This window comes from Pseudomonas hydrolytica (assembly GCF_021495345.1).
Classification (GTDB): Bacteria; Pseudomonadota; Gammaproteobacteria; order Pseudomonadales; family Pseudomonadaceae; genus Aquipseudomonas; species Aquipseudomonas hydrolytica.
In genome coordinates this window covers 369409-394892 of record NZ_CP099397.1, presented here as the reverse complement: position 1 = coordinate 394892, position 25484 = coordinate 369409, and the positions used below count along the sequence as shown (strand labels likewise).

The window sequence follows — 25484 nt, the reverse complement described above, 5'->3', positions numbered from 1 at the left end:
ACCACGGTGCGCCTGCCTTTTCGGCCCGGCAAGACCGGCGCACGGCAGGTCATGCAGCGCCTCACAGACTACGCGTCCCCATGCCCATGGCCTGGCGGGCGAACCAGCGCTTGGCCGGCGGCAGCAGGTCCAGGCCGAGCAGGCCCAGGTTGCGTCCGGCGGTCAGCAGCGGCTGGGCATTGCTGAACAGCCGGGTGACCCGGTCGGAGAAACCCACGGTCAGTTGCTGGTCCAGCTGCTGGCGCTGCAGGTAGCGCTGCAGCGTGGCGAAATCGCCGAGCGGCGCGCTGCCGTCCTGCAGCACCTCGGCCAGTGCCAGGGTGTCGCGCAGCGACAGGTTGTAGCCCTGCCCGGCGATGGGGTGCAGGCTGTGTGCGGCGTTGCCCAGTACCACCAAATGCGGCCGCACCTGCTCGCTGGCTTCGCTCAGCGCCAGCGGATAAAGATGCCGCACACCGACCTGCTGCAGGGCGCCGAGGCGGTAACCGAAGGCCTGCTGCAGCTCGGCGAGGAAGGCCGCATCGCCCAGCTTGAGCAGACGCTCGGCGTCGGCGCTGGCGCGGGTCCAGACCAGTGCACAGCGGTTGCCTTCCAGTGGCAGCAGGGCCATCGGCCCCTCATCGGTGAAGCGCTCGAAGGCCTGCCCACGATGCGCTTCCAGCGGCGTGACGTTGGCGATCACTGCGCTCTGCCCGTAAGGCCGGTGGCTGACGCCGATGCCCAGCTGCTCGCGCAAGCCGGAACGGCCGCCATCGGCCAGCACGGCCAGGTCGCAGTCGAGCTGGCGCTCGTCGCTGAGGTTCAGGCGATAGCCGTCGTCCAGACGCTGCAGGCTGGCCACCTCGGCCGGGCAGTGCCACTGCACCACCTCGGCGTCCAGCGCCTGCCACAGGCAATGGCCGATCCAGGCGTTCTCCACCACGTAGCCGAGCGCGGGCACGCCCTCCTCCATGGCCAGCAGCCGGGTGGCGCCGAAACGACCGCGGTCGGACACGTGAATCTGCTGGATCGCCTCGGCGCGCTGAGCGATGGCCTGCCATACGCCAAGGCGCTCGTAGATCAGCCGGCTGCCGTAGGACAGCGCCGTGGAGCGCGCGTCGTAACTGGGCTGGTAGTCGCTACCCGGAGCGAAGGGCTCGATCAGGGCGATGCGCCAGCCACGCTGGCGCGCCGTTTCCTGCAGGGCCAGGGCCAGGCTGGCGCCAACCAGGCCGCCGCCGATGATCGCCAGTTGCACGCGACTCATAGGGTCAGGCGGCCTGAGCGCGCGCAGCGGCCATCAGCGCCTCGATCTCGGCCACGGTCTTGGGCACGCCACCGGTGAGAATCTCGCAACCGGTCCTGGTCACCACCACGTCGTCCTCGATGCGCACGCCGATGCCGCGCCACTTCTTGGCGACCTTGTCGTTGTCGGCGGCGATGTAGATGCCCGGCTCCACGGTCATGGCCATGCCTGGCTCGAGCACGCGCCACTCGCCACCGACCTTGTAGTCGCCGACATCGTGTACGTCCATGCCCAGCCAGTGGCCGGCGCGGTGCATGTAGAAGGCCTTGTAGGCCTCGCTGGCGATCAGTTCGTCCACCTCGCCGCTGAGCAGGCCGAGCTCCACCAGGCCCTTGGTGATCACCCGCACGGTGGCCTCGTGCGCCTCGTTCCAGTGCTTGCCCGGGGCGATCTCCTTGAACGCGGCTTCCTGCGCGGCCAGGACCAGCTCGTAGATGGCCTTCTGCTCGGCGGAGAACTTGCCGTTGACCGGGAAGGTGCGGGTGATGTCACTGGCGTAGCAGTCGATCTCGCAGCCGGCGTCGATCAGCACCAGGTCGCCGTCCTTGAGCGGCGCATCGTTCTCGCGGTAATGCAGGATGCAGGCATTCCTGCCGGCGGCGACGATGCTGCCGTAGGCCGGCATCTTCGCCCCGCCCTTGCGGAATTCGTAATCCAGTTCGGCTTCCAGATGGTATTCGGACAGCCCGGCGCGGCTGGCCTGCATGGCGCGCACGTGGGCACGCGCGCTGATCTCGGCAGCCTCGCGCATCACCTTCACTTCCGCCGCGCTCTTGTACAGGCGCATGTCGTGCAGCAGATGGTCGAGGGCGACGAACTCGTTGGGCGGCGAGGCGCCCTGACGGGCCTTGGCACGGATATGGTTGATCCACTCCATCAGCCGGTGGTCGAACTCCTGGTTGCAGCCGATGGCGTAGTAGACGCGCTCGCGGCCTTCGATCAGCCCGGGGAGGATGTCGTCGATATCGCCGATGGGGAAGGCATCGTCGGCGCCGTAGGTGGCGATCGCCCCATCCTGCCCGGCGCGCAGGCCGTCCCACAGCTCGCGCTCGGGGTCACGCTCGCGGCAGAACAGCACGTACTCGCCATGCTCGCGCCCCGGAATCAGCGCCATCACCGCTTCCGGCTCGGGGAAGCCGGTGAGGTACTGAAAATCGCTGTCCTGACGATAGACGTGCTCGACGTCGCGGTTGCGGATGTACACCGGCGCGGCCGGCAGGATGGCGATGCTGTTGGGCTCCATCTGCGCCATCAGCGCCTTGCGCCGACGGGCGTATTCGGACTTGGGGATGCTGATCAAGACGGGCTCCGGGGCAAATCAGTGCAGGGAAGGTTTGGCGGCAGGCGCCGCGGGCTTGGCGCATTCGGTGAACAGCAGCAGCGGTGCCACGCGCAGGTATTCCATCACCTCCATGTAGTCGTTCTCGCCATCCTCGGATTCCTCCAGGGCGCTCTGCACCTGGGCGATGGCGGATAGATCCTGCAACACTTCCATGGCCTCGGCGCTCAAGGCGCCGTCGCGGGCGGTCAGGCCGAAGCCGCCGAGAAAACCCTGGCACCACTGGCCCAGCGCAACGGCGCGCTGCGCCAGCGGCGTTTCATCGTCCGGCAACAGCAGCACCACCGCCATGTCCTCGCTGCACAGCTCGCCCTTGACCATCTCCTGCAGGCCGATCAGCGCCTGGCGCACGCTGTCCTGCGGCTCGCCACCGAGCAGATCGGCAGCATCGAGCAGCCAGGCATCGGCATCGAAGCCGGCACCGGCGCAGCTACGGCCAAGCAGCAGACCATGCAGTTCGGCGGGGGAAACGGAATGCCCGGCGCTGCTCAGCAGAGCGGCGAAGGCGGCGTAGGGGGAGCTGGAAGTCGACATAGATAGCTAGGCGCCAGACAGCGCAATCTCTAGAATGGAGGCCTCGTATCCTAGCACCGGCAGGCGCGGCAAGACCATCCGAGGCCGCCGGGGCGCTACCGTCGTACGCGTCACGCCACTGTCACAGGGTTTGACCCGCCGCCGGGACACGCCTATATAGTCCAGCCATTCCCTCCCGTAGCGAGAGCCCATGGAAGACGCCGATCTGCACGTATTGACCGCCAAGCTGGAACTGCTGATCCAGCGTGTCGAGCAGCTCAAGGCTCACAACCGACTCCTGCTGGCGAATGAACAGGCCTGGCGCGAGGAACGCGCCCATCTGATCGAAAAGAACGAATTGGCCCGGCACAAGGTCGAATCGATGATTTCGCGCCTCAAAGCCCTGGAGCAGGACACATGACCCAGTCGAACACCGTGACCGTCCACATCCTGGACAAAGAATATTGCATCGCCTGCCCGCAGGACGAACGCGCCAATCTGGAGAGCGCCGCCCGCTACCTGGACGGCAAGATGCGCGAGATCCGCACCAGCGGCAAGGTGATCGGCGCCGATCGCGTGGCCGTGATGGCCGCGCTGAACATCACCCATGACCTGCTGCACAAGCAGCAGCGCCTGGACCAGGACGCCAGCTCCACCCGCCAGCAGGTACGCGACCTGCTCGACCGCGTCGACCAGGCCCTGGCCGACGATCAGGCCTCCTGATACCGCGATGCCTGCCACTTCGTCGCAGGCCACCCCGCAAGGCCGGGGTTCGGGTATACTGGGCGCCACTTCCTGGGGTGTGCGCCAGTCGGGGATGTCCCTGAGCCGATACGCACAACCACGGGGGTTGCATGTTGGGGCCGGTGTGCATGTCCGCCTGACGGAAAGCCTTAACGCCTCCTGCATCCTCCACCTTGAACTTTCGGGTTCAAGGGCTAAACCGACAGCGGCACGCTGGGAAGTCACCCTTTCCCCTGGCAGCCCGCAGCGCTGCCACCCGCCTCGCTCCAGCTCCCACTCATGACAACCTCAAGCGCACTCAGCCGTCCGCAACTGCGCCGCCTGCTGCGCCAGCGCCGTCGTGCGCTCAGCGCCAGCCAGCAGCGCCTGGCCGCCCGCAACCTGTATCGTCAGCTGGCGCAAAGCCCGGCGTTTCGCCGCGCCAGGCATATCGCGCTGTATCTGCCCAACGACGGCGAGATCGATCCGCGCCCGTTGCTGGCCGCCGCGCAGAAGCGCGGCAAGCACACCTATCTGCCGGTACTCAGCGCCTGGCCGAGCACCAAGATGGTGTTTCAGCGCTTCACCAGGCACGAGAAACTGGCGCGCAATCGCTTTCGCATCCTCGAGCCACGCCCGCAGCCCAAACGGCAACGCAAGGTCTGGGCCCTAGACCTGGTGCTGCTGCCGCTGGTGGGTTTCGATGACCGTGGCGGACGCCTGGGCATGGGAGGCGGCTTCTATGACCGCAGCCTGGCCTACCTGCACAGGCGCAAAAATTGGCACATGCCGACGTTATTGGGTCTGGCGCACGAGTGTCAGCGGGTGGATGAACTGGCGCTGGCCAGTTGGGACGTGCCCTTGCAGGCAACGGTGACGGACAAGGCGTGGTACTAGAAGATAGATGTGCACCGCGTTCCCTGCGGCGCTTACGCTGGCAGTCCGCGAATCAGGGCTGCTGCGTTACATTGACGGAAGCGTCGCTCTGACGCTCCCAGAGGCTCTGGGTGTAACCCGTGGTAACCACGCCCAGGCTGAAAAGTATGACGAGAACCCATAAAAGATCTGGCTTGCGTTTCATCTATTGCCTCCCCCTTCAAGGCAACTGCGCGCGTGGATCGCGCGTTATTGTTGTGTAATACGACCTCGCCAAGCGTTAAGCCGGGCATTTTCCGTTAGTGCAAGACACTGTGCAATTTCCGACGCTCACCGACCGTCGGAGACGGTACTCAAACAAGCGTTCACCAACGGGCGCAGCTGCTGGAGCAAAGTTCATGCCTTATTGGCTGATGAAGTCCGAACCCGACGAATTATCCATCCATGACCTGCAGCGACTGGGCAAGGCGCGCTGGGATGGCGTGCGCAATTACCAGGCGCGCAACTTCCTGCGCGCCATGCGCCCCGGCGACCAGTTCTTCTTCTACCACTCCAGTTGCCCCCAGCCCGGGATCGCCGGCATCGGCCGGATTGCCGGCGAGACGTACCCGGACCCGACCGCCCTTGACCCGCACAGCCACTACCACGACCCCAAGGCCAGCGCCGAGAAGAATCCCTGGAGCGCGCTGGACGTGGAGTTCGTCGAAGCCTTCGCCGAGGTGCTGCCGCTGCAGCAGCTGAAGAACAACCCCCTGCTGGTCGACCTGGCGCTGGTACAGCGTGGCAGCCGACTGTCGGTGATGCCGGTGAGCGAAGCTGAATGGGCAACGATTCTCGCCATGCGCTGAAACACTGAAGGCACTATGCTATCAGTCAAGTGATCGCCCACGGAGCCGCCCATGCCGGCCTCTTCCGCCTGGCCGGCGCGCCTGGCGCTGGCCTTTCTCCTGCTGGTGCTGAGCGGCGCCAGTGTACTGCTCTGGCGCCAGATCGAAGGCGTGCAGCAACAGCGCCTGGACGAACGTCTCGGCTACCAGGCCCGTACGCTGGCCCGGCAGCTGGAAAGCACCCTGTACCTGGAAGTGGATGGCCTGGAGCGCATCGCCCGGCTATGGAACCGACTCGGTCGGCTGCCGCGCGACAGCTGGGAAGAAGAGGCGCAGCGCACCCTGGCCGGCTTTCCCGCCTACCAGTCGATCCAGTGGCTGGGCGAGGATCTGCGCATGCGCTGGCTGCTGCCGCTGGCCGGCAACGAGGCGGCGCTGAGCTTCCGGCTCACCCCCGACCACCCCAACTATGCGCTGGCCATGGAGGCGCGGGCCACCGGTGAGCAGCGCTTTTCCAACAGCTTCCAGCTGGTCCAGGGCGGCCGTGGCTTCGTGCTCTACACCCCGCTGTACCGCGAACAGGATGGCGTGCGGGTATTCGACGGTTTCCTCCAGGGCGTGTTTCGCGTCGAACCGCTGATGCAGGAGCTGTTGGCCCAGCTCGATCCCGGATCCTTCAATGTGGAGCTGCTGGAGGACGGCCAGCGCCTGTTCCGCCACGGCGCTGTGGAACAGGCGCCGCAGCGCAGCCTGCAGCTGCCGCTGAGCCTGCTCAACAACCAGGCTTTCAGTCTGCGCCTGAGCCCCACCCAGGAGCTGCTCGAGCAGCTGCACAGCCCGCTGCCCGGCGTGGTGCTCGGTGCCAGCCTGGCCATCAGCCTGCTGCTGGTCGCAGCATTGGCCCTGGCCCTGGAGAACAGCCGGCGAGCCCAGGCCCTGCAGGCTGCGAACCGGCGCTACAAGATCGAGGAAACACGCCGCCAGGAGACCGAACAACGCCTGCACGAGAGCCGCGAACGCCTGCAACTGGTGCTCGACCTGACCGATTCCAGCCACGACGGCCTGTTCATCTTCGACACCACCAACCGCGAGCTGCTGCACATGAACCAGGCCACCTACGCCAGCCTGGGCTACCGCCCCGAGCAGTTCGCCCAGCTGCTGCGCAACGATCCGGAAAAGCTGCTGCCCGGCTTTCACCGCTGGCTGGAGCAGGCACGCCAGGCGCAACGCGACAACCTCTCGCGGATCTTCCAGCGCGAACTGATCCGCCGCGACGGCAGCCGCCAGCCGGCCGAGATCAACACCCAGCTGGTGCAGCTGCACGGCCGCGAGTTCCTCATCGCGGTGTCGCGCGACAACAGCGAGCGCCTGCAACTGGAGGCCCAGCTGCAGCGCCTGTCGCAGCTCGACGGCCTGACCGGCCTGTACAACCGGCGCTATTTCGACCAGCAGTTGCCGGCCGAACTGCGCCGCCTGCGGCGCAGCGGCGCGCCACTGGCCCTGCTGATGCTGGATATCGACCACTTCAAGGCCTACAACGATGCCCTTGGCCACCTGGCCGGCGACGACGCCCTGCGCAAGGTCAGCAGCGTGCTACGCGAAAGTCTGCAGCGCGAAGGCGACGCGGCCTGTCGCTATGGCGGCGAGGAGTTCGCCATCATCCTGGCCAACACCGGTTTGGATGGCGGTGAGCATGTGGCCGCACGCATCCACGAGGCCATCGCCAGTCTGGCCATCGCCCACCCTGCCAGCCCGCTGGGGCGCCTGAGCCTGAGCATCGGCCTGACAGTGCTCGACCCGGTCAGCGACGAACAGCCCGGCGAGCTGGTTTCCCGCAGCGACCAGGCGCTTTACAGCGCCAAGCATCGCGGCCGAAACTGCACCTACCTGTGGCAGCCGCCTGCCGCTTGACCTGCATCAAGCCCGGCCCGCCGCGGCCGGACGACAATGGAAGCCTGCCAATGAATGCCCCAGCCAGGGGTTGGCCGAAGGGAAGCAGCGATCATGAAAAAGCCACCTCACCTACCCTATTTGCTTGCCACCGGGCTCGCCGTGCTGGCCGCGCTCGCCTGGTGGCAGCTACGCCCCGACGGCCTGGGCGAAGGGTTCGCCAGCGGTAACGGGCGCATCGAAGCCACCGAAGTGGATGTGGCGACCAAGCTGGCCGGGCGCATCGCCAGCATCGAGGTCGATGAGGGCGATTTCGTCGAGCCAGGCCAGGTTCTCGCGCGCATGGACACCCAGGCGCTCGAAGCCCAGCTGGCCCAGGCCCGCGCCCAGCTGCGCCAGGCCGAGAACGGCCAGAACACCGCGGCCAGCCAGATCCGCCTGCGCGAGAGCGAGAAGCTCAGCGCCGAGGCCATGGTGCGCCAGCGCCAGGCGGAGCTGGAGGCCGCGCGCAAACGTCACGCGCGCAGCGCCACCCTGGTGCAGCGCAACGCCATGGCCCAGCAGCAGCTGGACGACGACCTGGCCCGCCTGCAGAGCGCCGAGGCCGCACTGACAGCCGCACGCGCCCAGGTCAGCTCGGCCGAGGCCGGCATCGCTGCTGCCCAGTCGCAGGCCATCGAGGCGCAATCGGCCACCGAGGCGGCCCGCGCCAGCGTCGAACGGCTGCAGGTGGACATCGACGACGGCCTGCTCAGGGCGCCACGCACCGGCCGCGTGCAGTACCGCGTGACCCAGCCGGGCGAGGTGCTCGGCGCCGGCGGCAAGCTGCTCAATCTGGTGGATCTCACCGACGTCTACATGACCTTCTTCCTGCCCGAGCGCCAGGCCGGCCGCGTTGCCTTGGGCAGCGAGGTGCGCCTGGTGATCGACGCCGCGCCGCAGTACGTGATCCCGGCCAGGGTCAGCTATGTCGCCAGCGTCGCCCAGTTCACGCCGAAGACCGTGGAGACCGCCAACGAGCGCGAGAAACTGATGTTCCGGGTCAAGGCACGCATCGATCCCGAGCTGTTGAGCAAGCACCTGCAGCAGGTCAAGACCGGCGTGCCCGGCATGGCCTATCTGCGCCTCGATCCTGACGCCGAGTGGCCCGCGCATCTGGCGATCAAGGTTCCGCAATGAACGCGCCGGTCGCCCGCCTGAGCGGTGTCGGCCTGCGCTACGGCCAGACCCGCGCCCTCGACGCCATCGAGCTGGCGCTGCCGGCGCAGCGCATGGTCGGCCTGATCGGCCCGGACGGCGTCGGCAAGTCCAGCCTGCTGGCGCTGATCGCCGGGGCGCGCAAGATTCAGGACGGCAGCGTCGAGGTACTGGGCGGTGATATGGCCACGGCGCGCCATCGCCGCAACGTCTGCCCGCATATCGCCTATATGCCGCAGGGCCTGGGCAAGAACCTCTACCCGACGCTGTCGGTGTTCGAGAACCTGGATTTCTTCGGCCGTCTGTTCGGCCAGGACGCCGCCGAGCGCGAGCGGCGCATCGACGACCTGCTGCGCAGCACCGGCATGGCGGCCTTTCGTGAGCGCCCGGCGGGCAAGCTGTCCGGCGGCATGAAGCAGAAGCTCGGGCTGTGCTGCGCGCTGATTCATGACCCGGATCTGCTGATCCTCGACGAGCCGACCACCGGCGTCGATCCGTTGTCGCGCAACCAGTTCTGGGAACTGATCGCGCGCATTCGCCGGCAGCGTCCGCAGATGAGCGTGCTGGTGGCCACCGCCTACATGGAGGAGGCCGAGCGCTTCGACCATCTGGTGGCGATGGACGCCGGCCGCGTGCTGGCCGAAGGCAGCCCAGGCGAACTGCGCGCCCGCACCCATAGCGCCAGCCTGGAGCAGGCCTTTATCGCCCTGCTGCCCGAAGAGCGCCGCCGCGGCCATCAGCAGGTGGTGATTCCGCCCTTGCAAGACAGCAACGAGATCGCCATCGAAGCCAAGGGCCTGACCATGCGCTTCGGTGATTTCGTCGCGGTCGATTCGGTGTCGTTCCGCATCCGCCGCGGCGAGATCTTCGGTTTTCTCGGCTCCAACGGCTGCGGCAAGAGCACCACCATGAAGATGCTCACCGGCCTGTTGCCGGCCAGCGAGGGCGAGGCGCTGCTGTTCGGCCAGGCGGTGGATCCGCGCGACATGGCTACGCGCAAGCGCGTCGGCTACATGTCGCAGGCGTTCTCCCTGTACGGCGAGCTGACGGTGCGGCAGAACCTGGTGCTGCATGCCCAGCTGTTCCACGTGCCGACCGCCGAGATCAAGCCGCGCGTAAGGCAGATGGCCGCGCGCTTCAACCTCGGCGAGGTCATGGACATGCTTCCCGAGCGTCTGCCGCTGGGCATTCGCCAGCGCCTGTCGCTGGCCGTGGCGGTGATCCACAAGCCGGAGATCCTGATCCTCGACGAGCCCACCTCGGGCGTCGATCCGGTGGCCCGCGACGGCTTCTGGCAACTGATGCTCGATCTGTCGCGCCAGGACGGCGTGACCATCTTCATCTCCACCCACTTCATGAACGAGGCGCAGCGCTGCGACCGCATCTCGCTGATGCACGCCGGCCGCGTGCTGGACAGCGACACGCCGCAGGGGCTGATGGAAAAACGCGGGCTGGACAGCCTGGAGGCCACCTTCATCGCCTACCTGCAGGAGGCGGTCGGCGAACAGCCGGTCAGCGAGGCGCCGCCCCTGGAACAGCCCGCTCAGCCGCAGCGTCAGCACTTCAGCCTGCGCCGCCTGCTCAGCTATGCCCGGCGCGAGGCGCTGGAGCTGCGCCGCGACCCGATTCGCGGCGGCATGGCCCTGCTCGGTACGGTGTTGCTGCTGTTTATCATCGGCTACGGCATCAGCCTCGACGTGGAGGATCTGAGCTTCGCCGTGCTCGATCGCGACCAGACCACCACCAGCCAGGAATACCACCGCAACCTCTCCGGCTCGCGCTACTTCCTGGAGAAGGCGCCGCTCTCCAATTACGACGAACTGGAACGACGCCTGCGCAATGGCGACATCAGCCTGGCGGTGGAGATTCCGCCGCACTTCGGCCGCGACCTCAAGCGTGGCGCCAACCCGCAGATCGGCATGTGGATCGATGGCGCCATGCCGACCCGCGCCGAAACCATCAAGGGCTACGTGACCGGCCTGCATCAGCACTACCTGAGCGAGCTGGCGCGGCGTTCGCCGCAGCCGCAAGCGGCCAACGCCGCCACGCTTGCAGTGCGCTACCGCTACAACCCGGACGTGGAGAGCCTCAAGGCCATGGTGCCGGCGGTGATTCCCCTGCTGCTGATGCTGATTCCGGCGATGCTCACCGCCCTTGGCGTGGTGCGCGAGAAGGAGCTGGGTTCGATCATCAACCTCTACGTCACGCCGGTCACCCGCCTGGAATTCCTGCTCGGCAAGCAGTTGCCCTATATCGGCCTGGGCCTGTTCAACTGCGCCCTGCTGGTGCTGCTGGCGGTCACGGTGTTCGACGTGCCGCTCAAGGGCAGTCCCTTCACCCTGGCACTCGGCGCCCTGCTCTATCTGGCCTGCGCCACCGGCCTCGGCCTGCTCATGTCGACCTTCACCAACAGTCAGATCGCCGCCGTGTTCGGCACCGCCATCGCCACCCTGGTGCCGGCCATCCAGTTCTCCGGGCTGATCTATCCGGTGGCCTCGCTGGAAGGGATCGGCGCCTTGGTCGGCCAGCTCTACCCGACCTCGCAGTTTCTGGTGATCAGCCGCGGGCTGTTCTCCAAGGCGCTGGAGCTGCAGGACATGCTCGGCTACTTCGCCGCCTTGCTGCTGACCATCCCGCTGCTGACCCTGCTCAGCGCCAGCCTGCTGCGCAAACAGGAGGTCTGATGGAGAGCCTGGGCAACATCTTCCACCTCGGCATCAAGGAGCTGCGCAGCCTGCAGCACGACCTGGCGCTGGTGCTGCTGATTCTCTGGGCCTTCAGCATGGGCGTGTACTCGGCCGCCACCAGCATCCCGGAGAGCCTGCACAACGCGGCCATCGCGGTAGTCGACGAGGACCAGTCGCAGCTCTCCGAACGGCTGATCCAGGCCTTCCAGCCGCCCTATTTCCGCACGCCCGAGCGTATCGACCTGAGCCAGATGGATCAGGGCATGGATTCCGGGCGCTACACCTTCACCCTGAACATTCCGCCGGACTTCCAGCGCGACGTGCTGGCCGGCCGCAGCCCGGCGATTCAGCTCAACGTCGATGCCACCCAGGTGAGCATGGCCTTCACCGGCGCCGGCTATATCCAGAGCATCGGCGCCAGCGAGGTGGCCGAGTTCGTCCGTCGCTACCGCGGCGAGGCGCAACAGCCGGCCGAGCTGGTCGTGCGGGTGGCGTTCAATCCCAACCTGACCCGCGCCTGGTTCGGCTCGGTGATGGAGGTGATCAACCAGATCACCATGCTGTCGATCATCCTCACCGGCGCGGCGCTGATCCGCGAGCGCGAACACGGCACGGTGGAGCACCTGCTGGTGATGCCGGTGACGCCGCTGCAGATCATGCTGGCCAAGGTCTGGTCCATGGGCCTGGTGGTGCTGACGGCCGCCGCGCTGTCGCTGCTGCTGGTGGTACAGGGCTGGCTGCAGGTACCGATCGAGGGTTCGCTGGCGCTGTTTCTGGCAGGCGCGGCGCTGCACCTGTTCGCCACCACCTCGATGGGCATCTTCTTCGGCACCGTGGCGCGCTCGATGCCGCAGTTGGGCCTGCTGATCATCCTGGTGCTGCTGCCGCTGCAGATTCTTTCCGGCGGCACCACACCGCGCGAGAGCATGCCGGAGCTGGTGCAGCAAATCATGCTGGCGGCGCCGACCACCCACTTCGTCGACCTGGCCCAGGCCATTCTCTACCGCGGTGCCGGGCTGGCCATCGTCTGGCCGCAACTGCTGACCATCGCCGTGATCGGCACGCTGTTCTTCCTCGCCGCGCTTAGCCGCTTTCGCAAGACCCTGGCGCAGATGGCGTAGCCCGTACGCCACCCGGAAATGCCGCGCGGGACTTCATCCGGGCTACGGCCTGCTGCTACTGGATGATCAGGTTGTTGAACAGCAGGTCTTCCACCACCGGCTTGCCCTCTTCCGCGGTCAACGCCTGCTGCACCTGCTTGAGTGCTTCCAGGCGCAGATTCTCACGGCCATCGGGGGCGTTGATGCTCTCGCTGGTCTGCGCCGAGAACAGCAGCACCAGCTGGTGGCGGATCAGCGGGTCGTGATGCTTGATCCGCGCCTCGGCCTCGGCGCCGTTGACGCGCAGGGCCACGTCGGCCTTGAAGAACTTCAGGCGGTTGCCGCCATCGGCAAGGTTGCCGATCAGCGCGGGCACCAGGTTGTAGTAGAGCGTCTGCGGCACCTCTTCCTTCTTTTCCGAAGAAGCCAGGGCAGGCAGGCACAGCGACAGACTCAACAGCAGGGCACTCAGGACTCTCACGGGCGGTCACTCCATCTGGGATGCGCCTAGCATAGCCATCCACGGGCCGGCACCCAAGGCTTATGCCGAGCTATCAGAGGCGGGCATGCTCGTTGACCCCGGCCCCCCCGCTCCTACACTGCCTGGCATCCCGCAAGAGGAACGACCCCATGAAAGCCCTGTTGTGCAAAGCCTTCGGCCCCGCCGAAACCCTGGTTCTGGAAGACATCGCCAGCCCCGAGCCGAAAAAGAACGAAGTGCTGATCGAAGTTCACGCCGCCGGGGTCAACTTTCCCGACACCCTGATCATCGAGGGCAAGTACCAGTTCAAGCCGCCTTTCCCCTTCGCACCGGGCGGTGAGGCGGCCGGCGTGGTCAAGGCGGTGGGCGAGAAGGTCAGCCACCTGCGCCCCGGTGATCGGGTCATGGCGCTGACCGGCTGGGGCGGCTTCGCCGAAGAGGTGGCGGTGCCGGCCTATAACGTGCTGCCAGTGCCCAAGAGCATGGACCTGACCACCGCGGCCGCCTTCGGCATGACCTACGGCACCTCGATGCACGCGCTCAAGCAGCGCGCCGGCCTCAAGCCCGGCGAGACCCTGCTGGTGCTCGGCGCCTCCGGCGGCGTCGGCCTGGCGGCGGTGGAAATCGGCAAGGCCATGGGCGCCAGGGTGATCGCCGCGGCGAGCAGCGCCGAGAAGCTGGAAGTGGCGCGCAAGGCAGGCGCCGATGAGCTGATCAACTACAGCGAGCAGAGCCTGAAGGATGAGGTGAAGAAACTCACCGGCGGCCAGGGCGTAGACGTGATCTACGACCCGGTGGGCGGCGCGCTGTTCGAGGAAGCCTTCCGCAGCATCGCCTGGAACGGCCGCTTCCTGGTCGTGGGTTTCGCCGCAGGCGGCGGCATTCCGGCGCTGCCGGCCAACCTGCCGCTGCTCAAGGGTGCCTCCCTGGTCGGCGTGTTCTGGGGCTCCTTCGCCCAGCGCCAGCCGCAGGACAATGCCGAGAACTTCCAGCAGCTGTTCGCCTGGCACGCCGAAGGCAAGCTGAGCCCCCTGGTCTCGCAGACCTTCCCGCTGGAACGCGGCGGTGAGGCGATAAACGCCCTCGGCCAGCGCAAGGCAGTGGGCAAGGTGGTGGTGCAGGTTCGCTAGGTGCTCAGGGGCGGGAATGACTCGCTCCTGCGACGCTGAGTCTTCAAAGGACGAACTCCCCGGCTCCAACTGACCCTCTGCGAAAACCGGGCGACTGGGGCGAATGGGGCAGCTGCCGGCCCGAGCCGGCCCTCAGCGGCGAGAGCCGCCGAGGGTGCCTGCCTGCGTCAGCGACGCAGGCGCTGGCTCATATGTAACCGAGCAGCAGTAGCACCAGTACTATGACCAGCACCAGCCCAAGGCCACCGGTAGGCCCGTAGCCCCAACTGCGGCTATGCGGCCATGCCGGGATGGCACCAATCAGCATCAGGATCAGAATGATCAGCAGGATGGTTCCCAAGCCCATGGCAATTTCCTCGCATGTCGGTGGCGGCCAACGCTGAGGCGGCGCGCCTGGAGCCGGCAGCCATGTCCAGCTGCCGTTCGTGCGCAGGGCATGAGGCGGCTGCGAAGCCAGCGCCCGGCAAAGCTTGAGGCTTCGCCATCCCTACATCAGTTACGACTCGGCATCGAATCAGAAAGTGCCAACTTTAATCGGTGCGGCGAGCCCGGCCGGGACAGCCAAACCCAAGGGACACAAGGCGGTGGTGAGGGTTTACTGAACCGCGCCGGGCGGTTTGCGCCCGCCCGTGCGGCTACGGCCGCGGCGCGTAGGCGAACACGTCGGCGCGCATCTGGCGCGCGTCCATGCCGGCTTCGACCAGGGCGTCGAGCGTGGCATAGACCATCGCTGGCGAGCCGCTGGCGTAGACGTGCAGCGCCTTGAGGTCGGGAAAGTCCTCGCGCACCGCCTCGTGCAGCAGGCCGCAACGGCCCGGCCAGCCGCGCTGATCGCTGACCACCTGATGCAGGTGCAGATTGCCCAGACGCTGCCAGTCGGTCCAGTGCGGCAGCGCGTAGAAGTCGTCCGCTCGACGCGCGCCCCAGTACAGATGCACCGGATGGGCAAAACCCGTGGCGCGGCAGTGCTCGATCAGGCTGTGCATCTGCGCCATGCCGGTGCCGGCAGCGATCAGCACCAGCGGTCCGTCCGGCAGCTCGGCCAGGTGGGTATCGCCGAACGGCAGCTGCACGCGGGCCAACCCCTGCTCGCGCAGATGGGCGAGCAATGCCCGGGTATTGTCGTCGCGGGCCAGGATATGCAGCTCCAGCTCGCGACCACTGTGCGGCGCCGAGGCCAGGGAGAACGCGGCCATCTCGCCGTCGTGCCGCTGCAACAGCAGGTACTGCCCGGCGTGGTAGCGCGGCACCCTGCCGGCCGGCGCGCGCAGGCGCACACGGAACACGTCGCCGCCCACGTCCTGGCACTCGATCAGCTGGCAGCTCAGTTCGCGCACCGGCAGCTCACCCGGCGCCAGCACGCCATCCCAGTGCAGAACGCAGTCTTCCAGTGGCTCGGCCAGGCAGGTGAACAGCTCGCCGTGATCCAGCTCGGCGCCGTTCTGCCGCACCCGCCCTTCCACCAGCAAGGCGGCGCAGATGTGGCAGTTGCCGTTGCGGCAGCTCTGCGGGCAGTCGTAGCCGAGGCGGCGGGCGCCATCGAGGATGCGCTCGCCCGGCTGCAGGGCCAGGGTGACGCCGGAAGGTTGCAGGGTGACGTTCATCAATCGATTCCCAGCTCGCCCCAGAGTGCATCGATACGTGCCACCACGGCCGGATCCTTCTCGATGGCGCGGCCCCATTCGCGGCTGGTCTCGCCCGGCCACTTGTGGGTAGCGTCCAGGCCCATCTTCGAGCCCAGGCCCGAGATCGGCGAGGCGAAATCGAGGTAGTCGATCGGCGTGTTGTCGATCATCACCGTGTCGCGTTTGGGGTCCATGCGCGTGGTAATCGCCCAGATCACGTCATTCCAGTCCCGTGCGTTGATATCGTCGTCGGTGACGATAACGAACTTGGTGTACATGAACTGTCGCAGGAACGACCACACACCCAGCATTACGCGCTTGGCGTGGCCCGGGTACTGCTTCTTCATGGTCACCACCGCCATGCGGTAGGAGCAGCCTTCCGGCGGCAGGTAGAAGTCGGTGATCTCGGGGAACTGCTTCTGCAGGATAGGCACGAACACCTCGTTCAGCGCCACGCCGAGGATTGCCGGTTCATCCGGCGGCCGGCCGGTGTAGGTGCTGTGGTAGATCGGCTCGCGGCGGCGGGTGATGCGCTCGACGGTAAAAACCGGGAAGGTGTCCACCTCGTTGTAGTAGCCGGTGTGATCGCCGTAGGGGCCTTCCGGCGCGGTCTCGCCCGGATGGATCACGCCCTCGAGCACGATCTCGGCGCTGGCCGGCACCTGCAGGTCGCTGCCGACGGCCTTGATCAGCTCGGTGCGATGACCGCGCAGCAGGCCGGCGAAGGCGTATTCGGAAAGCGTATCGGGCACTGGCGTCACGGCGCCGAGAATGGTCGCCGGGTCCGCGCCAAGCGCAACGCAGACCGGGTAGGGCTTGTCCGGATGCTTCTGGCACCACTCGCGGTAATCCAGCGCGCCACCACGGTGGCTGAGCCAGCGCATGATTACCTTGTTGCGGCCGATCACCTGCTGACGGTAGATGCCGAGGTTCTGCCGTTCCTTGTTCGGCCCCTTGGTGATGGTCAGCCCCCAGGTGATCAGCGGCGCCACGTCGCCCGGCCAGCAGTGCTGGATCGGCAGCCGGTTCAGGTCGACGTCCTCACCTTCCTCGATCACCTCGTGGCAGGGCGCGTCCTTGACCACCTTGGGCGCCATGGAAATGACCTTCTTGAAGATCGGCAGCTTGCTCCAGGCGTCCTTGAGCCCCTTGGGCGGCTCCGGCTCCTTGAGGAACGCCAGCAGCTTGCCGATCTCGCGCAGCTCGGCAACGTCCTCGGCGCCCATGCCGAGGGCCACGCGCTTGGGTGTGCCGAACAGGTTGCCGAGCACCGGCACGGCGAAGCCGGTGGGCTTTTCGAACAGCAGCGCCGGCCCGCCCTTGCGCAGGGTGCGGTCGCAGATTTCGGTCATTTCCAGAATGGGCGAAACCGGGGTCTGAATACGCTTGAGTTCGCCGCGCTTTTCCAGTTCGCGGATGAAGTCGCGCAGATCGCGATACTGCATGCAGTAGCCTCGTGTCGGGCGGGCTTGGGTCGGCCGCAAAGTTTAGCGCCGAAGTCGGGCTTTCAGAAGGCTTGAGAAGCCTGCGGAAACGACAAGGCCGGGTTTCCCCGGCCTCGTGGCAGTGCAATCGGATCGTAGCGAGCGGAGGTCAGGCAAGGCAAAAACAGGCGAGAGAGCGGAGTGTACGACTGTACATGAGCATCTCGAGTCTGTTTTTAACGCAGCATCACCTCCGCGCAGTAGATCCTCTTACTTGCGCTTCATCGATAGGAAGAACTCATCGTTGGTCTTGGTCGCTTTCAGCTTGTCGATGAGGAATTCGATGGCAGCGATCTCGTCCATCGGGTGCAGCAGCTTGCGCAGGATCCACATGCGCGACAGCTCTTCCTCGCCGGTCAGCAATTCTTCGCGACGGGTGCCGGACTTGTTGATGTTGATCGCCGGGAAGGTACGCTTCTCGGCCACGCGGCGGTCCAGGATCAGCTCCATGTTGCCGGTGCCCTTGAATTCCTCGTAGATCACCTCGTCCATCTTCGAGCCGGTTTCGATCAGCGCGGTGGCGAGAATGGTCAGGCTGCCGCCTTCCTCGATGTTGCGCGCGGCGCCGAAGAAGCGCTTGGGCTTCTCCAGGGCGTGGGCGTCGACACCGCCGGTGAGGACCTTGCCGGAGCTGGGGATCACGGTGTTGTAGGCACGCGCCAAACGGGTGATGGAGTCGAGCAGGATGACCACGTCCTTCTTGTGCTCGACCAGGCGCTTGGCCTTCTCGATCACCATTTCGGCGACCTGCACGTGGCGGGTCGGCGGCTCGTCGAAGGTGGAGGCGACCACTTCACCGCGCACGGTGCGCTGCATCTCGGTCACTTCTTCCGGGCGCTCATCGATCAGCAGAACGATCAGGTGCACTTCAGGGTTGTTACGCGTGATGTTCGAGGCGATGTTCTGCAGCATGATGGTCTTGCCCGCTTTCGGCGGGGCGACGATCAGGCCACGCTGGCCCTTGCCGATCGGCGCGCAGAGGTCGATCACGCGGCCGGTGATGTCCTCGGTGGAGCCGTTGCCGGCTTCCATGGTCAGGCGCTTGTTGGGGAACAGCGGCGTGAGGTTCTCGAACAGGATCTTGTTCTTGGCGTTTTCCGGGCGGTCGAAGTTGATGCTGTCGACCTTGAGCAGGGCGAAGTAACGCTCGCCTTCCTTCGGCGGACGGATCTTGCCGACGATGGTGTCACCGGTACGCAGGTTGAAACGGCGGATCTGGCTGGGCGATACGTAGATGTCGTCCGGGCCGGCCAGGTAGGAGGAGTCGGCGCTGCGCAGGAAGCCGAAACCGTCCTGGAGAATCTCCAGCACGCCGTCGCCGGAAATTTCCTCGCCGCTTTTGGCATGCTTTTTCAGCAGGGCGAAGATGATGTCCTGCTTGCGCGAACGAGCCATGTTTTCCAGGCCCATCTGTTCGGCCATGTCCAGCAGTTCGGCAATCGGCTTTTGCTTGAGTTCGGTCAGATTCATAGGAATGACATGATCATCGAGAGGAGAAGAAAGCTGTTAGCTTGAGAGGCCGCGCCGCAGAGAAGGCGACAGGATCGCGAACGAGTTCGAGTAGGAATGAATCGGCGACGGCATGCAGAGGGCTGCATAAGGAAATGCAGCGAGGCCGAATTTAACACCGTGAAAAAACAGCGTCTAGCCCTGAAAACGAAAAAACCCCGCGCAAGGCGGGGCTTCTTCCAGAGCGGCGAAACTCAGATGTTGCTGTCGAGGAACGCAGCCAGCTGCGACTTGGACAGGGCGCCGACCTTGGTCGCTTCGACGTTGCCGTTCTTGAACAGCATCAGGGTCGGGATACCGCGCACGCCGTACTTCGGCGGGGTTTCCTGGTTCTCGTCGATGTTCAGCTTGCAGATCTTCAGCTTGCCCTGATAGTCCTTGGCGATCTCGTCGAGCACCGGCGCGATCATCTTGCACGGGCCGCACCACTCAGCCCAGTAGTCGACCAGAACCGGACCTTCGGCCTGGATGACATCCTGGTCGAAGCTGGCATCGCTGACGTTGGTGATGAATTCGCTCATGATGAGTCTCCGTGATTCGGAAGCAAAAAAGTGGCGCCATCATAGCCCGGCTTGGCTGACACCGAAAGGCGCGGGCGATTGAGCCTCTCAATAGCCGCTAATGTACTCCTCAATCGCCGAGGGTGGCGAATGCGATGCCGGTGCGCAGCGCAGCGGCGCGAATGTGCTGCTGCATGGCCTTTTGCGCCGGGCCGGCGGCATGCCGGGCCAGGGCCTTGAGGATGCGACGATGCTCCTGCCAGGTTTCCATCGCCCGCTCCGGTCGGATGAACGGCAGCTTCTGGCTTTCCAAGAAGATGTCCGCACTGGAGGTCACCAGGGCGAACATCGCCTGGTTGCCGCTAGCGGCGAGGATGCGCTGGTGGAATTCGAAGTCCAGCCGCGCCGCCTGCTCGAAGTCGCCGGCGCGCAGCTCGAGGCGCATCTGCTCGACATTGTCCTCGAGGCTGTCGAGATCCTCGGCGGTCATCATCCCGGCCGCCAGACCGCAGGCGAAGCCCTCCAGGGCGAAACGCAGCTGGAAGGTGTCGGCGGCCGACACCTGGGCGGCGAAGGGCCAGACGAAAGCACCTGCAGCCTCGGCTTTCGGCGCCTGCTGGACGAACACGCCCTTGCCGGCCTGCACGCTGATCAGGCCCAGCGCGCTGAGCGATGACAGCGCCTCGCGCAATGAGGCACGGCTGACGCCCAGGCGCTCGGCCAGATCGCGCTGCGACGGCAGCGCATCGCCGGGGCGATAGCCCTCTTCCTCGATCAGACGGCGGATCGCCTGCAGGGCGTACTCGGGTACCGCGCGGGGAGCAGAAGCGTGCATGACTGTTCGGGCCGGTCAGTCCAGTTGAGCCGCCTTTGTAAGGCCAGAACCCCGCCCCAGGCAAGCGATGCGCCCTTATGGAACAGCGCAGCCCGGTAATGCACCGCGATGGCACAGCAGCCGTCATGACCACTCGGTCAACTACCGCAACTGTTCAGACCAGTAAGACCTTGTTTCCATTCGTCTGCAGCGATGCAAGCCCCGAATTCATTGAATCTGGCACAAGCGATGCACTGTGCAGACCAAGCAAAACGCTTGAGTTTTCCTTCATTGATCGGGAGTTCGACATGGGCAAATTTCACCGCACCCTGCTGGGTACCCTGTTCGCCGCACTGGCCTTCGGCGCGGCCGCTGCGCACGCCGACGCGCTCGAAGACATCAGCGCCGCCGGCGTGCTGAAGGTCGCCGTACCGCAGGACTTTCCACCGTTCGGCTCGGTCGGCCCGGACATGAAACCGCGCGGCCTGGATATCGACACCGCGCAGCTGCTGGCCGACAAGCTGCAGGTGAAGCTGGAACTGACCCCGGTCAACAGCACCAACCGCATCCCCTTCCTCACCACCGGCAAGGTGGATCTGGTGATTTCCAGCCTGGGCAAGAATCCCGAGCGCGAAGCGGTGATCGACTTTTCGGCGCCCTATGCGCCCTTCTATCTCGGCGTGTTCGGCCCGGAAGACGCCGCCATCGCCAGCCTCGACGACCTGGCCGGCAAGACCATCAGCGTCACCCGTGGCTCCATCGAGGACATCGAACTGAGCAATGTCGCCCCGAAGGGCGCCACCATCAAGCGCTTCGAGGACAACAACTCGACCATCGCCGCCTACCTGTCCGGCCAGGTCGAGCTGATCGCCAGCGGCAACGTGGTGATGGTGGCCATCGCCGAGCGCAACCCCAAGCGCATTCCGAGCATGAAGCTCAAGCTCAAGGACTCGCCGGTGTACGTCGGCGTGAACAAGAGCCAGACCGCGCTGCTGGACAAGGTCAACGCCATCATCGCCGACGCCAAGGCCGACGGCAGCCTCGAGGCGCTCAGCCAGAAGTGGCTGAAGCAACCGCTGCCGGCCGACCTCTGAGCCACGCGGGAGCCGAGCCATGGCGTACCAGTTCGACTTCGCCGCCGTCCTGCAGCACAGCGATCTGCTGCTGCAGGGCGCGGCCTTCACCCTCGGCCTGACGGCGATCGGCACCCTGCTGGGCGTCGCTCTCGGCATCGTCGGGGCGATACTGCGCGCCTGGCGCATCCGCCCGTTCGACCGCATCTTCGGCGTCTACGTGGAGCTGATCCGCAACACGCCGTTCATCGTCCAGCTGTTCTTCATCTTCTTCGGCCTGCCCTCGCTCGGCCTGCGCCTGAGCGAGTGGGAGGCAGCCGTGCTGGCGATGGTGATCAACCTCGGCGCCTATTCCACCGAGATCATCCGCGCCGGCATCCAGGCCATCCCCCATGGCCAGCTCGAGGCCGCGGCGGCACTGGCCATGAGCCGCTTCGAGACCTTCCGCCATGTGGTGCTGCGCCCGGCCCTGGGCAAGGTGTGGCCGGCACTGTCGAGCCAGATCATCATCGTCATGCTGGGCTCGGCGGTGTGCTCACAGATTTCCACCGAGGAGCTGTCGTTCGCCGCCAACTTCATCCAGTCGCGCAACTTCCGCGCCTTCGAGACCTACCTGCTGACCACCGCGCTGTATCTGCTCATGGCCATTCTGATTCGCCAGCTGCTGGCCTGGGTCGGTCGCCGTTTCATCATGGGAGAGCGCTGATGGACTTCACCCTCTGGGACATCCTGCGCAACCTGCTTACCGGCCTGCAGTGGACGCTGCTGCTGTCGCTGGTGGCCTTCGTCTGCGGCGGCATCGCCGGCCTGCTGGTGATGCTGGCACGGCTGTCGCCGCTGGCGGCGCCGCGCATGCTCGCCCGCGGCTATATCGAACTGTTCCAGGGCACGCCGCTGTTGATGCAGCTGTTTCTGGTGTTCTTCGGCATCGCCCTGCTCGGTGTCGACGTATCGCCCTGGCTGGCCGCGGCCACCGCGCTGACGCTGTTCACCAGCGCCTTTCTCGCCGAGATCTGGCGCGGCTGCGTCGAATCGATCGGCCGTGGCCAGTGGGAGGCCTCCGAAAGCCTGGCCATGAGCCGCCTGGAAACCCTGCGCCATGTGGTGCTGCCGCAGGCGCTGCGCATCGCCGTGGCGCCCACCGTGGGCTTTTCGGTGCAGGTGATCAAGGGCACCGCGGTGACCTCGATCATCGGCTTCACCGAGCTGACCAAGACCGGCAGCATGCTGGCCAACGCCACCTTCGAGCCGTTCATGGTCTACGGCTTCGTCGCCCTCGGTTACTTCCTGCTCTGCTACCCGCTCTCGCTCGCTGCATACCGCCTGGAAAGGAGGCTGAATGTCACTGCTTAACGTCACCGCCCTGCACAAGTATTACGGCGACAACCATGTGCTCAAGGGCATCGACCTCAAGGTCGAGGAAGGCGAAGTGGTCGCCATCATCGGCCGCAGCGGCTCGGGCAAGAGCACCTTCCTGCGCACCCTCAACGGCCTGGAATCGATCAACGACGGCGTCATCGAAGTCGACGGCGAGTACATCGACGCCGCCCGCGCTGACCTGCGCAGCCTGCGGCAGAAGGTCGGCATGGTGTTCCAGCAGTTCAACCTGTTCCCGCATCTGACCGTCGGCGAGAACGTGATGCTGGCGCCGCAAGTGGTGAAGAAGACCCCGCGCGCCGAAGCCGAGAAGATCGCCCGGCAGATGCTCGAACGGGTTGGCCTGGCGGAGAAGTTCGACGCCTATCCCGAACGCCTGTCCGGCGGCCAGCAGCAGCGCGTGGCCATCGCCCGCGCCCTGGCCATGGCGCCCAAGGTGCTGCTGTGCGACGAGATCACCTCGGCGCTCGACCCCGAACTGGTCAACGAGGTGCTGGCGGTGGTCAAGCAACTGGCCAGCGAGGGCATGACCCTGATCATGGTCACCCACGAGATGCGCTTCGCCCGCGAAGTCGGCGACAAGCTGGTGTTCATGCACCAGGGCAAGGTGCACGAGATCGGCGATCCGAAAGCCCTGTTCGCCGCGCCGCAGACCGAGGAGCTGCGCAACTTCATCGGCTCGGTGAACCTGTGAACGCACCGGCGCCACGGCCGCTGCGTATCGAGCCGCTGACTCGCGCGGCCTTCGCGCCGTTTGGCGAGGTGATCGAAACGGCCGGCGCCAACGCCTTCCCGATCAACGCCGGCACCACCACGCGCTACCACGACCTGGCGCAGGTGGAGCTGGCCGGCGAAGCGCCGCGCACCCTGGTCAACCTGTTCGAGGGCAAGGCCTGGCACGCGCCCATCGAGATCCGCATGCTCGAACGCCACCCGCTGGGCAGCCAGGCGTTCTATCCGGTGGACGGCGCATGCATGCTGATCGTCGTCGCCCCGCCCGGTGAGCTGGACGAGTCGAAAATCCGCGCCTTCATCAGCGCGCCGGACCAGGGCGTGAACTACGCCCGCGGCATCTGGCACCACCCGCTGCTGTGCCTGCAACACCCCGGACGCTTCCTGGTGGTGGACCGTGGCGGCCCGGGGCGCAACTGCGACGAGCAGGCGCTGGAACAACCACTGAGCGTGTTGAACCTGCGGCAGGCACAGGTCTAGACCAGTTTCCTGCGACATCCGTATGCGTTGGCTCATTGGCTCAGTCGTGGCACGATGACGCGGATATCGAACGAGACGCCTTCCCCATGCCCAAAGCTCCTGCCGAGAATTACCCCCTGATCGCCGCCATCGACCTGGGCTCGAACAGCTTTCATATGGTGCTGGCCAAGGCCGACCATGGCGAGATCCGCATCCTCGAACGGCTCGGCGACAAGGTACAGCTGGCCGCCGGTATCGACGAGGAGCGCCAGCTCAGCGAGGAGGCCATGCAGCGCGGGCTGGACTGCCTGCGCCGCTTCGCCCAGTTCACCAACAGCCTGCCGGAAGGCGCCGTACGCATCGTCGGCACCAACGCCCTGCGCGAAGCGCGCAACCGCGCGGTGTTCATCCGCCGCGCCGAGGAGATTCTCGGCCATCAGGTCGAGGTGATTTCCGGCCGCGAGGAAGCGCGCCTGATCTACCTGGGTGTGTCCCACAGCATCGCCGACACCCCCGGCAAGCGCCTGGTCGCCGATATCGGCGGCGGCAGCACCGAGTTCATCATCGGCCAGCGTTTCGAGCCGCTGCTGCGCGAGAGCCTGCAGATGGGCTGCGTGAGCTTCACCCAGCGCTACTTCAAGGACGGCAAGATCACCCCGGCGCGCTATGCCCAGGCCTACACCGCTGCCCGGCTGGAACTGATGGGCATCGAGCAGGCCCTGCGCCGCCTCGGCTGGGAGGATGCCGTGGGCGCCTCCGGCACCATCAAGGCCATCGGCCTGGCGACCAAGGCCGCCGGCCTGGGCAATGGCGAGGTCACGGTCGAGGGTCTGGCCTGGCTCAAGCGCAAGCTGTTCAAACTGGGCGAGGTGGAGAAGATCGACCTCGACGGCATCAAGCCGGATCGCCGCAGCATCTTCCCCGCCGGCCTGGCGATTCTCGAAGCCATCTTCGACGCCTGCGAGATCCAGCGCATGAGCCACTCCGAAGGCGCGCTGCGTGAAGGCGTGCTATACGACCTGCTCGGTCGCCATCAGCACGAGGACGTGCGCGAACGCACGCTGTCGGCCTTCATGGAGCGTTATCACGTCGACCTGGATCAGGCGGCGCGGGTCGAGACCAAGGCGCTCTCGGCACTGGACAAGGTGGCCGACGACTGGGGCCTGACCGACGACTGGCACCGCGAGCTGCTCAGCTGGGGCGCCAGGGTCCACGAGGTGGGCCTGGATATCGCCCACTACCAGTACCACAAGCACGGCGCCTACCTGATCGAACACTCCGATCTGTCCGGTTTTTCGCGTCAGGATCAGCAGATGCTCGCCCTGCTGGTGCGCGGCCACCGACGCAACATCCCCAGGGACAAGTTCGCCGAATTCGGCGAGGAAGGCGTCAAGCTGATGCGCCTGTGCGTGCTGCTGCGCTTCGCCATCCTCTTCCATCACATCCGCGGCACCCAGGACATGCCACAGGTGCAGCTCAAGGCCGGCGAAAACAGTCTGGAAGTGCACTTCCCCGATGGCTGGCTGGCAGCCAACCCGCTGACCCAGGCCGATTTCGAAGCCGAAGCGGAGTGGCTCAAGCGCATCGATCTGACCCTGAGCGTGCGCTGATCATCCGGTGCGCATGGCGCACCCTACGGGCGCGGGCTGGCCTGCAGGGCGGGTGAGACGCGCCAAGAGCTCGAAGCCCCTCGCCCGCCTTTCGGGCACCCCGCTTCGCGTCCCGACCTGATCGCCAGCGAGCAGGCGCTTATCTGCGCATTGCTAGCAAAAGCTACAGCACGCCCCCAACACCCTCTCCCGCCCTTCGGGCACCCTCTCCCGCAAGCGGGAGAGGGCCATCAGATGGCCGCAAGCGGCCTTT

General features: G+C 66.0%; 25 protein-coding genes and 1 other RNA gene. 16 read left to right on the top strand and 10 right to left on the bottom strand.

The annotated features are described in order from the left end of the window. Window positions 1–61: 61 nt before the first annotated feature. From ubiH to L1F06_RS01915, 3 genes are read right to left on the bottom strand one after another with little or no spacing between them, the layout of a single operon-like run. Window positions 62–1246, bottom strand: a complete 1185-nt coding sequence (ubiH, locus tag L1F06_RS01925) for a 2-octaprenyl-6-methoxyphenyl hydroxylase (RefSeq protein ID WP_004373286.1) — start codon at window positions 1244–1246, stop codon at window positions 62–64. Window positions 1247–1250: 4 nt separating this feature from the next. Further along, window positions 1251–2585 (bottom strand): Xaa-Pro aminopeptidase, encoded by a 1335-nt coding sequence (gene pepP, locus L1F06_RS01920; protein ID WP_096827651.1) that lies wholly within the window; start codon window positions 2583–2585, stop codon window positions 1251–1253. A gap of 18 nt (window positions 2586–2603) precedes the next feature. Continuing rightward, the gene (locus L1F06_RS01915; protein ID WP_011920601.1) at window positions 2604–3158 is read right to left on the bottom strand and encodes a YecA/YgfB family protein; all 555 of its coding nucleotides are present in this window, start codon (window positions 3156–3158) and stop codon (window positions 2604–2606) included. A 190-nt stretch (window positions 3159–3348) separates the two neighbouring features. Here L1F06_RS01915 and L1F06_RS01910 point away from each other — a divergent pair, with 190 nt between their 5' ends. The 9 genes from L1F06_RS01910 (at window position 3349) to L1F06_RS01870 (ending at window position 12458) form a co-directional block, all read left to right on the top strand. Further along, complete coding sequence (locus L1F06_RS01910; protein WP_004373292.1) at window positions 3349–3558, top strand: TIGR02449 family protein; 210 nt, start codon at window positions 3349–3351, stop codon at window positions 3556–3558. Beyond that, window positions 3555–3860 (top strand): cell division protein ZapA, encoded by a 306-nt coding sequence (locus tag L1F06_RS01905; protein ID WP_004373294.1) that lies wholly within the window; start codon window positions 3555–3557, stop codon window positions 3858–3860. Before L1F06_RS01910 ends, L1F06_RS01905 begins: the two co-directional genes overlap by 4 nt. 66 nt (window positions 3861–3926) lie before the next feature. Beyond that, window positions 3927–4105: non-coding RNA, 6S RNA (gene ssrS / locus L1F06_RS01900), on the top strand. Between the two features lie 55 nt (window positions 4106–4160). Further along, window positions 4161–4757, top strand: coding sequence for a 5-formyltetrahydrofolate cyclo-ligase (locus L1F06_RS01895; RefSeq protein WP_004373296.1), 597 nt, complete (start codon window positions 4161–4163; stop codon window positions 4755–4757). A gap of 377 nt (window positions 4758–5134) precedes the next feature. Then, entirely contained in the window at window positions 5135–5584 is a 450-nt protein-coding gene (locus L1F06_RS01890) for an EVE domain-containing protein (protein ID WP_129481990.1), read from the top strand. A gap of 51 nt (window positions 5585–5635) precedes the next feature. Beyond that, a complete protein-coding gene (locus L1F06_RS01885; RefSeq protein ID WP_129481991.1) occupies window positions 5636–7474 on the top strand; it encodes a sensor domain-containing diguanylate cyclase in 1839 nt (612 codons plus the stop codon). Window positions 7475–7567: 93 nt separating this feature from the next. Then, window positions 7568–8632 (top strand): HlyD family secretion protein, encoded by a 1065-nt coding sequence (locus L1F06_RS01880; protein WP_129481992.1) that lies wholly within the window; start codon window positions 7568–7570, stop codon window positions 8630–8632. Further along, the gene (gene rbbA / locus L1F06_RS01875; RefSeq protein WP_129481993.1) at window positions 8629–11334 is read left to right on the top strand and encodes a ribosome-associated ATPase/putative transporter RbbA; all 2706 of its coding nucleotides are present in this window, start codon (window positions 8629–8631) and stop codon (window positions 11332–11334) included. Before L1F06_RS01880 ends, rbbA begins: the two co-directional genes overlap by 4 nt. Next, window positions 11334–12458, top strand: a complete 1125-nt coding sequence (locus L1F06_RS01870; RefSeq protein WP_129481994.1) for an ABC transporter permease — start codon at window positions 11334–11336, stop codon at window positions 12456–12458. The genes rbbA and L1F06_RS01870 overlap by 1 nt, the downstream gene beginning before the upstream one ends. Window positions 12459–12513: 55 nt before the next feature. On the opposite strand, the gene L1F06_RS01865 is transcribed toward L1F06_RS01870, so the two are convergent. Next, on the bottom strand, window positions 12514–12918 hold the full coding sequence (locus L1F06_RS01865) for a flagellar basal body-associated protein FliL (protein WP_129481995.1): 405 nt from the start codon (window positions 12916–12918) through the stop codon (window positions 12514–12516). A 149-nt stretch (window positions 12919–13067) separates the two neighbouring features. Here L1F06_RS01865 and L1F06_RS01860 point away from each other — a divergent pair, with 149 nt between their 5' ends. Further along, entirely contained in the window at window positions 13068–14048 is a 981-nt protein-coding gene (locus L1F06_RS01860; RefSeq protein WP_129481996.1) for an NADPH:quinone oxidoreductase family protein, read from the top strand. A 187-nt stretch (window positions 14049–14235) separates the two neighbouring features. Here L1F06_RS01860 and L1F06_RS01855 read toward each other — a convergent pair whose 3' ends face one another. From L1F06_RS01855 to L1F06_RS01830, 6 genes are all read right to left on the bottom strand, one after another. Continuing rightward, window positions 14236–14394, bottom strand: coding sequence for a DUF3309 family protein (locus L1F06_RS01855; protein WP_004373322.1), 159 nt, complete (start codon window positions 14392–14394; stop codon window positions 14236–14238). 289 nt (window positions 14395–14683) lie between these two features. Continuing rightward, window positions 14684–15652, bottom strand: coding sequence for a CDP-6-deoxy-delta-3,4-glucoseen reductase (locus L1F06_RS01850; protein WP_129481997.1), 969 nt, complete (start codon window positions 15650–15652; stop codon window positions 14684–14686). Continuing rightward, on the bottom strand, window positions 15652–17118 hold the full coding sequence (gene ubiD / locus L1F06_RS01845) for a 4-hydroxy-3-polyprenylbenzoate decarboxylase (RefSeq protein WP_129481998.1): 1467 nt from the start codon (window positions 17116–17118) through the stop codon (window positions 15652–15654). The genes L1F06_RS01850 and ubiD overlap by 1 nt, the downstream gene beginning before the upstream one ends. 249 nt (window positions 17119–17367) lie before the next feature. Then, entirely contained in the window at window positions 17368–18627 is a 1260-nt protein-coding gene (gene rho / locus L1F06_RS01840) for a transcription termination factor Rho (RefSeq protein ID WP_004373327.1), read from the bottom strand. A 233-nt stretch (window positions 18628–18860) separates the two neighbouring features. Then, a complete protein-coding gene (trxA, locus tag L1F06_RS01835) occupies window positions 18861–19187 on the bottom strand; it encodes a thioredoxin TrxA (RefSeq protein WP_004373332.1) in 327 nt (108 codons plus the stop codon). A 109-nt stretch (window positions 19188–19296) separates the two neighbouring features. Continuing rightward, entirely contained in the window at window positions 19297–20001 is a 705-nt protein-coding gene (locus L1F06_RS01830; protein ID WP_011920591.1) for a FadR/GntR family transcriptional regulator, read from the bottom strand. A 287-nt stretch (window positions 20002–20288) separates the two neighbouring features. Between L1F06_RS01830 and L1F06_RS01825 the strand changes: the two genes are divergently transcribed. The 6 genes from L1F06_RS01825 (at window position 20289) to ppx (ending at window position 25231) form a co-directional block, all read left to right on the top strand. Beyond that, entirely contained in the window at window positions 20289–21074 is a 786-nt protein-coding gene (locus L1F06_RS01825; protein WP_011920590.1) for a transporter substrate-binding domain-containing protein, read from the top strand. A gap of 19 nt (window positions 21075–21093) precedes the next feature. Then, window positions 21094–21759, top strand: a complete 666-nt coding sequence (locus tag L1F06_RS01820) for an amino acid ABC transporter permease (protein ID WP_129481999.1) — start codon at window positions 21094–21096, stop codon at window positions 21757–21759. Further along, a complete protein-coding gene (locus tag L1F06_RS01815) occupies window positions 21756–22406 on the top strand; it encodes an amino acid ABC transporter permease (protein WP_177491068.1) in 651 nt (216 codons plus the stop codon). The genes L1F06_RS01820 and L1F06_RS01815 overlap by 4 nt, the downstream gene beginning before the upstream one ends. Then, window positions 22393–23124: an amino acid ABC transporter ATP-binding protein gene (locus L1F06_RS01810; RefSeq protein ID WP_129482000.1), complete on the top strand. Its 732-nt coding sequence runs from the start codon at window positions 22393–22395 to the stop codon at window positions 23122–23124. The genes L1F06_RS01815 and L1F06_RS01810 overlap by 14 nt, the downstream gene beginning before the upstream one ends. Then, a complete protein-coding gene (locus L1F06_RS01805) occupies window positions 23121–23642 on the top strand; it encodes an ureidoglycolate lyase (RefSeq protein WP_129482001.1) in 522 nt (173 codons plus the stop codon). Before L1F06_RS01810 ends, L1F06_RS01805 begins: the two co-directional genes overlap by 4 nt. An 86-nt stretch (window positions 23643–23728) precedes the next feature. Then, window positions 23729–25231: an exopolyphosphatase gene (gene ppx, locus L1F06_RS01800; protein WP_011920585.1), complete on the top strand. Its 1503-nt coding sequence runs from the start codon at window positions 23729–23731 to the stop codon at window positions 25229–25231. The last annotated feature ends 253 nt before the right edge of the window (window positions 25232–25484 follow it).

Coding starts and splice junctions, on each gene's coding strand:
- L1F06_RS01855 (WP_004373322.1), bottom strand. CDS start 14,394: ATGGGCTTGGGAACCATCCTGCTGATCATTCTGATCCTGATGCTGATT.
- L1F06_RS01870 (WP_129481994.1), top strand. CDS start 11,334: ATGGAGAGCCTGGGCAACATCTTCCACCTCGGCATCAAGGAGCTGCGC.
- L1F06_RS01850 (WP_129481997.1), bottom strand. CDS start 15,652: ATGAACGTCACCCTGCAACCTTCCGGCGTCACCCTGGCCCTGCAGCCG.
- L1F06_RS01905 (WP_004373294.1), top strand. CDS start 3,555: ATGACCCAGTCGAACACCGTGACCGTCCACATCCTGGACAAAGAATAT.
- L1F06_RS01860 (WP_129481996.1), top strand. CDS start 13,068: ATGAAAGCCCTGTTGTGCAAAGCCTTCGGCCCCGCCGAAACCCTGGTT.
- ubiH (WP_004373286.1), bottom strand. CDS start 1,246: ATGAGTCGCGTGCAACTGGCGATCATCGGCGGCGGCCTGGTTGGCGCC.
- ppx (WP_011920585.1), top strand. CDS start 23,729: ATGCCCAAAGCTCCTGCCGAGAATTACCCCCTGATCGCCGCCATCGAC.
- L1F06_RS01885 (WP_129481991.1), top strand. CDS start 5,636: ATGCCGGCCTCTTCCGCCTGGCCGGCGCGCCTGGCGCTGGCCTTTCTC.
- trxA (WP_004373332.1), bottom strand. CDS start 19,187: ATGAGCGAATTCATCACCAACGTCAGCGATGCCAGCTTCGACCAGGAT.
- ubiD (WP_129481998.1), bottom strand. CDS start 17,118: ATGCAGTATCGCGATCTGCGCGACTTCATCCGCGAACTGGAAAAGCGC.
- L1F06_RS01880 (WP_129481992.1), top strand. CDS start 7,568: ATGAAAAAGCCACCTCACCTACCCTATTTGCTTGCCACCGGGCTCGCC.
- L1F06_RS01825 (WP_011920590.1), top strand. CDS start 20,289: ATGGGCAAATTTCACCGCACCCTGCTGGGTACCCTGTTCGCCGCACTG.
- L1F06_RS01830 (WP_011920591.1), bottom strand. CDS start 20,001: ATGCACGCTTCTGCTCCCCGCGCGGTACCCGAGTACGCCCTGCAGGCG.
- rbbA (WP_129481993.1), top strand. CDS start 8,629: ATGAACGCGCCGGTCGCCCGCCTGAGCGGTGTCGGCCTGCGCTACGGC.
- rho (WP_004373327.1), bottom strand. CDS start 18,627: ATGAATCTGACCGAACTCAAGCAAAAGCCGATTGCCGAACTGCTGGAC.
- L1F06_RS01890 (WP_129481990.1), top strand. CDS start 5,135: ATGCCTTATTGGCTGATGAAGTCCGAACCCGACGAATTATCCATCCAT.
- L1F06_RS01810 (WP_129482000.1), top strand. CDS start 22,393: ATGTCACTGCTTAACGTCACCGCCCTGCACAAGTATTACGGCGACAAC.
- L1F06_RS01915 (WP_011920601.1), bottom strand. CDS start 3,158: ATGTCGACTTCCAGCTCCCCCTACGCCGCCTTCGCCGCTCTGCTGAGC.
- L1F06_RS01910 (WP_004373292.1), top strand. CDS start 3,349: ATGGAAGACGCCGATCTGCACGTATTGACCGCCAAGCTGGAACTGCTG.
- L1F06_RS01895 (WP_004373296.1), top strand. CDS start 4,161: ATGACAACCTCAAGCGCACTCAGCCGTCCGCAACTGCGCCGCCTGCTG.
- L1F06_RS01820 (WP_129481999.1), top strand. CDS start 21,094: ATGGCGTACCAGTTCGACTTCGCCGCCGTCCTGCAGCACAGCGATCTG.